The sequence below is a fragment of the Thalassospira sp. genome, from assembly GCF_002709775.1.
Classification (GTDB): Bacteria; Pseudomonadota; Alphaproteobacteria; order Rhodospirillales; family Thalassospiraceae; genus Thalassospira.
Genome location: NZ_PAQR01000062.1, coordinates 43,827 through 52,774 on the forward strand (window position 1 = coordinate 43,827; position 8,948 = coordinate 52,774).

Annotated in this window: 10 protein-coding genes; 3 read left to right on the forward strand and 7 right to left on the reverse strand. The window is 54.8% G+C overall.

All coding sequences use genetic code 11. From position 1 onward, the window contains the following. Positions 1 to 172: 172 nt before the first annotated feature. The 5 genes from CMO10_RS18790 to CMO10_RS18810 all read right to left on the reverse strand — a co-directional run bounded on the left by CMO10_RS18790 (position 173) and on the right by CMO10_RS18810 (position 4,217). A complete protein-coding gene (locus tag CMO10_RS18790; RefSeq protein WP_297024857.1) occupies positions 173 to 736 on the reverse strand; it encodes an invasion associated locus B family protein in 564 nt (187 codons plus the stop codon). 278 nt (positions 737 to 1,014) lie between these two features. After that, positions 1,015 to 1,527, reverse strand: coding sequence for a hypothetical protein (locus CMO10_RS18795; RefSeq protein ID WP_297024858.1), 513 nt, complete (start codon positions 1,525 to 1,527; stop codon positions 1,015 to 1,017). Positions 1,528 to 1,538: 11 nt separating this feature from the next. Next, a complete protein-coding gene (locus CMO10_RS18800; RefSeq protein WP_297024859.1) occupies positions 1,539 to 2,036 on the reverse strand; it encodes a bactofilin family protein in 498 nt (165 codons plus the stop codon). A gap of 284 nt (positions 2,037 to 2,320) precedes the next feature. Beyond that, complete coding sequence (locus CMO10_RS18805) at positions 2,321 to 2,998, reverse strand: EI24 domain-containing protein (protein ID WP_044829981.1); 678 nt, start codon at positions 2,996 to 2,998, stop codon at positions 2,321 to 2,323. Between the two features lie 520 nt (positions 2,999 to 3,518). Then, the gene (locus CMO10_RS18810; protein WP_297024861.1) at positions 3,519 to 4,217 is read right to left on the reverse strand and encodes a LolA family protein; all 699 of its coding nucleotides are present in this window, start codon (positions 4,215 to 4,217) and stop codon (positions 3,519 to 3,521) included. A 242-nt stretch (positions 4,218 to 4,459) separates the two neighbouring features. On the opposite strand from CMO10_RS18810, the gene gshB reads away from it, so the two are divergent. Beyond that, positions 4,460 to 5,404, forward strand: coding sequence for a glutathione synthase (gene gshB / locus CMO10_RS18815; protein ID WP_297024863.1), 945 nt, complete (start codon positions 4,460 to 4,462; stop codon positions 5,402 to 5,404). A gap of 83 nt (positions 5,405 to 5,487) precedes the next feature. On the opposite strand, the gene CMO10_RS18820 is transcribed toward gshB, so the two are convergent. After that, positions 5,488 to 5,781 (reverse strand): cupin domain-containing protein, encoded by a 294-nt coding sequence (locus CMO10_RS18820; protein WP_044829983.1) that lies wholly within the window; start codon positions 5,779 to 5,781, stop codon positions 5,488 to 5,490. A 219-nt stretch (positions 5,782 to 6,000) separates the two neighbouring features. Between CMO10_RS18820 and CMO10_RS18825 the strand changes: the two genes are divergently transcribed. Together CMO10_RS18825 and CMO10_RS18830 are read left to right on the forward strand one after the other, a co-directional pair. Beyond that, positions 6,001 to 7,458, forward strand: coding sequence for an alkaline phosphatase D family protein (locus CMO10_RS18825; RefSeq protein ID WP_297024866.1), 1,458 nt, complete (start codon positions 6,001 to 6,003; stop codon positions 7,456 to 7,458). 51 nt (positions 7,459 to 7,509) lie between these two features. Then, the gene (locus CMO10_RS18830; RefSeq protein ID WP_297024868.1) at positions 7,510 to 8,139 is read left to right on the forward strand and encodes a glutathione S-transferase N-terminal domain-containing protein; all 630 of its coding nucleotides are present in this window, start codon (positions 7,510 to 7,512) and stop codon (positions 8,137 to 8,139) included. A gap of 137 nt (positions 8,140 to 8,276) precedes the next feature. Here the strand turns inward: CMO10_RS18830 and CMO10_RS18835 are convergent, their stop codons facing one another. After that, positions 8,277 to 8,843 (reverse strand): carboxymuconolactone decarboxylase family protein, encoded by a 567-nt coding sequence (locus tag CMO10_RS18835; protein ID WP_297024869.1) that lies wholly within the window; start codon positions 8,841 to 8,843, stop codon positions 8,277 to 8,279. Positions 8,844 to 8,948 lie beyond the last annotated feature (105 nt).

An 8,948-nucleotide genomic window follows, 5' to 3' on the forward strand; every position in this document is an offset into this window, starting at 1 on the left:
TGGCGTCCGCGGGACTATACCAGAAATGATGCAAAAATGCTTGGCCCCGCATATAGCGGGGCCGGGTCGATTTAGAAATGATAAATTTCACATTGCTGCTATCACAGCACTGCAATCAGGGTTGCAAAAAGGGCCATCGCGGCCCCACCTGCCGGTTTGATCAGGCTTGTGATCAGTTGACCGGCTTGGTGTTGCAAGCCTTTGAAATCGCGTTATAGGCGGCGGTGAAGCCCGACAGCGAATAGGTATCCGTGGTCTTGGTGCCGCGTGACGAATGCCCCACCACAACCATGGTCGAACCCGATTTCATCGAACTGACCAGTTTGCGGTCTTCTTCGCTGTTTACAGCCCAGGCGGAATCGTCATGGGTGAACAGCTTGAAGCGTTTGGAATCGATTCGAAGATCCACCTCGCTACCCGACTGATAGGTATAGCCGGTGATGAAGCTGACTTCATTGAGCAGCTTGAGCGCCGGGCGATGGGTGACCATGACATAGATTTTGCCGCGCTGGGTGTAGTCGCCTTTGGCCGAGGTCGGCTGGCTGCCCATATAGCAGACTTTCTGGCCGTCTTCGGAATAGGTGTAGGCTTCCCACTTGCTGTAGACATCAATCAGCTGCGGGGAGTTTTGCGCCTGTGCACCACTGGTCGGCAGACCAAGGGCAAGCAGGCAGGCAATGGCGCCAAAAGCGGCGGCAAACGAATTTCTGACGAGACGATGGGCGTGTTTTTTCATGAGGTCGCGTATCGTGTCTGAAGTTTCGGGATCGGTCCGGCGGACCGTGTTTGGACGCATAAAATCCAAAGGATATGGCAAATTTATGAGGCTCGTTTTCCGAGATTGCCGCCAAAAGGTAAAGATTAAACCAAGGAATGCGTCACAGCGGGCATCCGGGCACGATTTTTACAGGTTAATGCGGGCATTCGGCCGGAAGATGGTCATGGATGATGCGATTTCCACATCACGACATGACGCTAAGGCTTTATGATCGTAAGGAAATCGGCGGGAAGGTGTTAGCCGCGTGCCAGATGCTTTTTGACGACCTGATCGAGGCAATCCTGGATCGAGATCGGCTGATTGCCGCGTCGCATGCGGGCCAGCATGTGACGAAGTTCACGCGGGCTGCCCTCTGTCGCAGGGGCAAAGAAAGCATCAAACGAGCAAAGGTCCGAGCGGTATTGCCAGACGCGGATTTCGCCCTCGCCACGGATCATTTCCGGGGCGCCGATCTTGGCTTCGACTTCCGGCTCTGACAGGCCCTTGAGCGATGCGTTGGGGACCGGTTTGAACGGGATGGCAGCGGTTCTGCGCGTACGGGAGTTTTCCGGCTTTTGGCGGGTATCGGGCTGGTTGGCGGTGACATTGCCCTGGGCATCAAGCTGCCCGTAATTGGCATTTGTCGAGCCCGGCGGCACCGATGCGCCGCCACAGGCTGAAAGACCGATGGCGATGAGGGCCAGAAGCAAAATCACCCCGAAAGGACGGGGTACGTCTGTTCGGGGTGAGTATTTGGTCAGAACCATCATGCCGGCAAAAATCAGGAATCGTCGGATTTGCGCGGGATGGTGATGGCGCCGGTCGTGCCAGCGCGGTTCAGGTTGGCATCCGAACCTTCGACATATTCCAGCTCGCCCTTGACCTGTGCGCCGTTTTCGATCTGAAGCGCGCCATAGGTGATTTTGCCGCTCATTTCTGCGGAATTGACCACAACCACACGGCCAGCCGTCAGTTCGCCTTCGAACTTGCCGCTGATTTCGGCCTCATCCACCTGGGCGGAACCGATGAAGCTGCCGCCATGGGAAACTTCGAGGCGCGAGCATTCCTTGATCTGGGCTTCAACAACGCCTTCGACGACCAGGATGTCACAGGAACCGATTTCACCTTTCAGGGTGATGTCGCGCCCAACCGTCAGCTTCTTGCCTTCGGTGTGGCTGCCCGAACCTGCCGGGCGACCGGAATTGCCGCGGGTCGGGATTTCAAGCGGGCGCTTCGGGATTTCCGGGCGGAAGTTGGTGGAGTGCGGTTTACTGGACATTTGCGGTTCATCCTTTGTGCGCGGTTGGGTGAAGAGCCGCGGCTCTGTTCGTTTTTCTGTTTTTTCGGGCGTGCCGGTATCGGCGGCTTTGTCAGATGCAGGCTCGGAGGACGTGGTCATGGTCCCGGAAAGCGCGTCTGATCCATCCAGGCGAGATGTATCTGACGAAGTCGCACTGCTGTCGACTGTTTTATTGGCTTTTTTCTTTCCAAACATGGGATGACCAGATCCTTAAAGTTGCAGTTTCGATATTTGGTCTCGTGGTATGGCCTTGCGGTTACCGGTCAGGCGGTTTCAGGCACATAGGTGCCAAGACGCACAGAATAGTGGACCATAAAGGCCGTGGCGATGATCGGTGCGACCAGATTGACCAACGGAATGGTCATCAAAAAGGTCAGCCCGACCCCGGCAATCCAAAGCTTTTTCTGGCGGCTTTTACGAATGGCTTCAACCGTCCGCGCATCATAGCGGCGTGCGGCAACCAGTTCAAAATATTCACGCGACAAAAGATAGCCATTCATGGCGTAAAACGCGATGACATAAAGCGGCCCGGCCAGAAGAAGCGGCAAAATCAGAATGTTAAGCGCCAAAGCGGTCAGCGCGAATTTAAGGCCGCTGATCAGGGCATCAACAATCGGCTGCGGACGGGTATCTGGCAGGGTCGGATAGTGCTTGTCTTCGACCGCATCCGCGATCTGATCAAGCAGAAGGCTCGAGATCAGAACGGTGGCAGCCGGGAACAGCAAAAGTACTAGCAGGGTCAGGCCAATGCCCAGAACCCAGTCGACAGCGGTTTCAAGCCAGCCGCCATCGGTAAAGAAGGTGATGGAATTCAGCCCAAACCAGATCATGACCCAAAGCGCGATAATGGTTGCCAATGCACCGGCAACACCGATCAGCACGACTTTGCGAAAACGCGGGTCGGAAAACTGCGCAACGGATTTCAGAAAGTCATTGATCATGGAAGGCGTCGGTCCTGTCTTCTCGTGTATTGAATGTGGTCCCGTCAGGGAATCATGCATCACTTTAGTAGGCAATTAAAATTAACAGCCTGTGAAATCATGTTTGGGATTCGCGGATTTCCCCATGAAAGCGAGACCTAATCTGAACAGACATTGTCGCAAGCATTGGGCAAAAAAAAGGCGTCCGGCCAGGGGGGAGAACCGGACGCCAGCGCTCCGATGATCTGGAGCGTGAGGAAAGGTAGGGGAGACCTTTTCCTCACACGGGGTTCCCGTCGTTTAGGGGAACCTTGTGACAGACTCACATATAGGAACAGTGCAGCTTTCCTGCCATGGGGGAAGGCCCGAAAACCCAACAAATTTTAAAACTTTATAATGATTCCAAACCGGCGATCATTTCATTACGAAACCACAATAAGATCGCGCATCTGCCAAGCACTTGAATCAGAAAATATTCTTGATCCGAACGCCAATTTCAGACGGTTTTGTAATGTCAGAGCTTGGTGGAAAAAATTCCGGCTTAGCTGCCGCGTTGTGGCCAGATACGTTCGAACTTGAACAGTTCGGGATCAAGTTTCATGCCCTCTTGGGTGTTGAAAAGGGTCACGGTGGTTTCAATGCCGGTCGGGTCGGTCACGATCCACTGGCGCAGCTGCATCGGTTTTTCGGAAAAGACCAGAGTCACGCTGCCAGCACCGGGATCGGATTTGCGCACCAGTTCGATGCGGACGGTTTCGGCCGTGCGACGATAATCGACAATTTTGACCTTGTCGGTCAGCGAGATGTTTTCGGCCAGAATGATGCCAGCCGGGGTTTCATCAATGTCGAAATAGGTCGGCGCGTTGATTTCCTTGTCAAAATAGATGAAATCATGGCCGGTCGATACCAGCAGGATTTGCGCCGGCGGGTTATATTCAAACCGCATCTTGCCCGGGCGTTCCATATAAAGATCGCCTTCGGCCGCACCGCCATCTGATGAAATCTGAACGAACTCGGCCTTAAGGGTGGTGATCCCGGCCAGATAGTTTTCGATCTTTTCGATCATCTCAGGGCTGATCTGATCGCTTGATTGCGCAGTTGCCGTGCTTGGCAACAGGGTCAGACTGGTCACCGCACCCAAACCAATGGCCGTGGCAAGTGCACCGGCCGCCACAAAGGCGCGGGTTTTCATGCCAAGAGTTTTCCAACGGGTCTTTGGTTTCTGGGTCAAACGGGTCATATGCCTTGTTGCCTTGCAGGTCTTCATAACATTTCGTTGATCGCGATCATCGCGATTGCAGAAGGTGAATGGCGAATGATAAAAATCGTGCCAAATAGTAACCATCCACTGCGAATTACATATCGCATCATTTGGCCGGGAAGGCCAGCCGGGTCAAGCCATGCCCGCAAATGACCTTATTTGGCCGTTTTGGGCCTTAATTACGGGTTGTTTGACCACCGGCAGACAGGAGAACGCGTTTAATGAGCCGTATCGTCGCCATCCAGATGGACCCGATCGAGAGCATCGACATCAAGGGGGACTCCACCTTTGTCATGGGCCTTGAAGCCCAGGCGCGCGGATATGACCTTTTGCATTATCATCCCGATGACATGTTCTATGACCGCGGCCGGATCAAGGCGGAAGTCCGCCCGATGACCCTGCGCTATGAGCATGGCAATCACCATGATCTGGGCGAGGCCCGTGTGATTGATCTGGCCAAGGAAACCGATGTCATCCTGATGCGTCAGGACCCGCCCTTTGACATGAACTATATCACCGCAAGCCATTTGCTTGAGGCGATCCACCCGGAAACCTTTGTGGTCAACCATCCGGGCCATGTCCGCAATGCGCCGGAAAAGATTTTTGTCACCGAATTCCCCGATCTGATGCCGCCGACCCTGATCACGCGGTCCGGCGCGCGCATCAAGGAATTCCGCGAAGAGTTCAAGGACATCATCGTCAAGCCGCTGTTTGGCAATGGCGGGGCGGGTGTGTTCCACCTTAAACCGGGTGACGAGAACCTGAATTCCCTGCTCGAACTGTTTGCCGCGCAATCGCGCGAACCGCTGATGGTGCAGGCCTATTTGCCGGATGTCCGCAAGGGCGACAAACGCATAATTCTGGTCGACGGCGAACCGGTGGGTGCGATCAACCGTGTCCCGGCCGAGGGTGAGGCGCGATCAAACATGCATGTCGGCGGTGTGGCCGAGAAATCGATGCTGACCTCGCGCGAACGCGAGATTTGCGATCGCATCGGCCCGGAGCTCAAGAAACGTGATCTGATCTTTGTCGGGATCGACGTGATTGGCGATTACATGACGGAAATCAACGTCACCTCGCCGACCGGCCTTCAGGAAATCAACCGCTTTGACGGCTCCAAACTTGAAAGCCTGATCTGGGATGCGATCGAAACGCGTCTTGGTTAAGCCGCTGATTTAAAAGTGCTGTGAAACGAAAACGGGCAGCTGTTGATCACCTGCCCGTTTTGTTTTTAGCCTGATCAGGCTGCTTATTTGGCTTCGATCTCGACAAACGTGATCGGGAAATCATTTTCGTTAATCACGTTATGCGCCACCCCGGTCTTGCGCGAATAGGACTTCCCGGCGGTCATTTCCGAGGGGAACGTTGTGCCGTCATCATTCACAATCGTCAGGGTTCCCGTGGTCATCGGCACGACGACATAATCCATACCATGGACGTGATCACCGGTTTCCGATCCCGGGGGGAAATGCCATTCGGTCACCCGGAAGGTGTCATCATCGACCTGAACGGTGGGAATGGCTTTGGGGCGCTCTGTCGTCATGGGGCTTTTCCTTTTGGTGGCGTTTGAAATGCGAGAGAGAAAAAAGACTAACGCATTGCAGCATTTAATCAATCACCGGCCTTTGGACGGGGTTTGCCCGGATGGCTTTTTTGTTCGAAATTTCCGATCCAATTGATTTTAATAGATCCGCCCCAAAGGGAACCAAAACCGCGATCAAACGTATGATTTAAGGACAAATTTGGCAGGTATCACACGCGCATGACCAAGACAGAGGCAGAGACAATCACCGATCAGAACCTTTTCGGGCCGTTCCTGTTTGCGCGCGGCGCGGATGAGAAAACCACCCGCTTGGCTGCACTCGTTGTTGCCGATAGCACCCAGGACATCCCGGAATTCAAGGCCAATGACAGCGATATCGTTGCCCCGGTCAAACTGGCAGAGCTGTTTGGCCGGACCTATTGGCGGTTTGAGTTCGATTTGCCGGCAAACACGAAAGCATCCTATAGTTTCGGTAGCGAAACATATGAGGTTTGCACGGATCTGGGCCGCGATCTGCGCATCGGTTTTGTGTCATGTAACGGGCAGGAAGACGGCGATCTCGACCGGCCGCTTGAAGACCGCAATGTGCTTTGGACGGATCTTGGCCGAGAACACGCCAAGCAGGCCTTCTCGCTTTTGCTGCATGGTGGTGATCAGATCTATGCCGACGGGGTCTGGGAATGCCATCCGGACATCATCGCCTGGGACAAAGCCGGGCGGAGCGCGCGGATGGCGACCGCCTTTTCCGATGTGATGCGCGATGCGGTTCTGAAATTCTATCTTGATCATTATCTGGCGATTTACGGCCAGCCGCAGATCCGCCACATGCTGGCCCGGGTGCCGTCGCTTATGATGTGGGATGATCATGATATTTTTGATGGCTGGGGCAGCCACAAGAAATGGTTTCAGGGAACGGCGGTGGCCAAGGGCATGTTTGACTGCGCGCGCGAGGCTTTCTGCCTGATGCAGCTGTGCTGTGCGCCGGATGACTTGCCCGATATGGTGCTGGATCGTGCGGGTAAAAGCCTTGCCTGGCGCACCGATTTTCCCGGTGTCAGCATCATCGCACCGGACCTCAGGTCCGAGCGCACACCGAATGCCGTGATGGGCGAAAATGGCTGGCGCGACTTGCCAAAGGTGCTTGAAACGGTGCCGGAAGGTAACCGGATTTTGCTGATGTCGAGTGTGCCGGTGATTGGCCCCAGATTGTCGCTGGTTGAGATGATGATGCATCTTTGGCCGAAGGCACAGAAATATGAAGATGACCTGCGTGATCAGTGGCAAAGCCGCTGGCACCGGCGCGAATGGTGTCGCTTCCTTGAACTGATCGAAGAGATCGCCAATGAACGTGATCATGAAATAACCCTGCTGTCAGGCGAGATCCATGTTGCGACCCGCGGGACCTTTGAAACGCGGGGCAAAACCATCCATCAGCTGGTGGCATCGGGCATCTCGCACACGGCCCCACCGGCCGCCTTTGCACGGGTTTTGGGGCTTCTGGCCTGGATCGGGGATAACCCGCTTCCGGACCGGCCGACAAAGTTAAAACCGCTGCCTGAACGCAAAGGTACCTATTGTGCGGCGCGAAATTACCTTACACTGTCACGCAACGACACCAACTGGCATGCCAATTGGCATCTCGAAGGGATCGGCTGGACGCCGGATTTACGTGTTTGACGGCGTTGAAATGCTGACGGGACATATGCCGATGGCAAGGGGCTTTGGATCATGATGCAGCTTTATTACGCACCAACTTCACCCTTCTCGCGCAAGGTGCGGGTTGTCTTGCGTGAACTGGGTCTGGAAAAACAGATCAGTGAAATCCTGATTGATCCCTGGACCGATCAGGCGCTGCGTGCCCATAACCCGCTGGCAAAGGTCCCGACCCTGATCCTTGATGACGGGATGGCGGTTTTTGAGTCCGCCGTCATCTGTGACTATCTTGATCAGCTTGCCAAATCCCAAGGCCTTTCGGGCGGTGTGATCCCCGAAAGCGGCCCGGGACGCCTGAGTGCCCTTAAATGGCAGGGATTGGCCGATGGCATGATGGCGGCAACCGCGCGGCTTTATGCCGACTCACAACGCGCTGAAGAAGATCGTTCTGAGGCCGTAATGGAGCGGCAGGCAGAAGCAATCACGTCAGGTATCGATGCTATTCTGGAAGGGCTTCCGGGCCTTCGGACCGAGGAGCCGCATCTTGGCACCTGGTCGGTATTGATTGCGCTTTATTACATTGATTTCCGCTGGCCGGACCGGCGGTTTGATATTCCGGTGCGCGTGCGCGACTGGATGGCGATCATGTCCGAACGCGAATGCTTTACCGAGACCACCTTCCACCTGCCCCATGATGACGACTGATCAGATCATCAGATAAAAAAGCACCGCCCGGGGACAACGGGCGGTGCAGGACAACGCACGGATATGGCGCAGGGGGATGGGGAAAATCTGTCCACGCCAAAATTGTTGCGTTGATAACGGGTTGAGGCGGACCGTAATCAGGCGGCTTTTGCGCCGGATTTTTCCCAGGAAAAACGCTGGAACGGTTCATCGACCGGGGTTTCGGCAACATGGTTGATGTAGTTCGACATCACTTTCTGAGCCAGACCGAGAATGATCTCAAGCACCTGCTGCTGGCCGTAACCAGCTGCGTAAAAGGCATCAAGCTGATCGCTGGTGACATTGCCGCGACTACGGGTCATGGCAAGCGTAAAGGTACGAAGTGTTTCGAGCTTTGCATCGGCAAGCGGGGTCTCATCGCGCAGCGCATTGATGGTGTCGGCATCGACTTTCATCATATGGGCGATGGCGGTGTGGGCCGGAACGCAGTAATGGCAGCCATGCTCGACATTGATCGTCATCCAGACGACGGTCAGTTCATTGGCATCAAAGCTGGTCTTCTGAAACAGGCTATGCAGCGCCTGATAACCTTCAAGAACGGCCGGGGCTTCGGCCATGACGCCGTGCAGACCCGGGATCATGCCAAAGGCATCAAGCGAGTTCTGCAAAAGCGGCTTGGAATCGGCAGGTGCGGAATCTTTGTCGTAAATTTTGAAGTCGGACATGGCGGTATCTCCAGAATTGTTGAGTGATTGCTCAATAACGATGGGCCGACGCTACCTTGACGATTTGACATTGGCAAGTTATTTTTGAGTGACTGCTCAATAAAC

Coding starts and splice junctions, on each gene's coding strand:
- CMO10_RS18790 (WP_297024857.1), bottom strand. CDS start 736: ATGAAAAAACACGCCCATCGTCTCGTCAGAAATTCGTTTGCCGCCGCT.
- CMO10_RS18795 (WP_297024858.1), bottom strand. CDS start 1,527: ATGATGGTTCTGACCAAATACTCACCCCGAACAGACGTACCCCGTCCT.
- CMO10_RS18800 (WP_297024859.1), bottom strand. CDS start 2,036: ATGTCCAGTAAACCGCACTCCACCAACTTCCGCCCGGAAATCCCGAAG.
- CMO10_RS18805 (WP_044829981.1), bottom strand. CDS start 2,998: ATGATCAATGACTTTCTGAAATCCGTTGCGCAGTTTTCCGACCCGCGT.
- CMO10_RS18810 (WP_297024861.1), bottom strand. CDS start 4,217: ATGACCCGTTTGACCCAGAAACCAAAGACCCGTTGGAAAACTCTTGGC.
- gshB (WP_297024863.1), top strand. CDS start 4,460: ATGAGCCGTATCGTCGCCATCCAGATGGACCCGATCGAGAGCATCGAC.
- CMO10_RS18820 (WP_044829983.1), bottom strand. CDS start 5,781: ATGACGACAGAGCGCCCCAAAGCCATTCCCACCGTTCAGGTCGATGAT.
- CMO10_RS18825 (WP_297024866.1), top strand. CDS start 6,001: ATGACCAAGACAGAGGCAGAGACAATCACCGATCAGAACCTTTTCGGG.
- CMO10_RS18830 (WP_297024868.1), top strand. CDS start 7,510: ATGATGCAGCTTTATTACGCACCAACTTCACCCTTCTCGCGCAAGGTG.
- CMO10_RS18835 (WP_297024869.1), bottom strand. CDS start 8,843: ATGTCCGACTTCAAAATTTACGACAAAGATTCCGCACCTGCCGATTCC.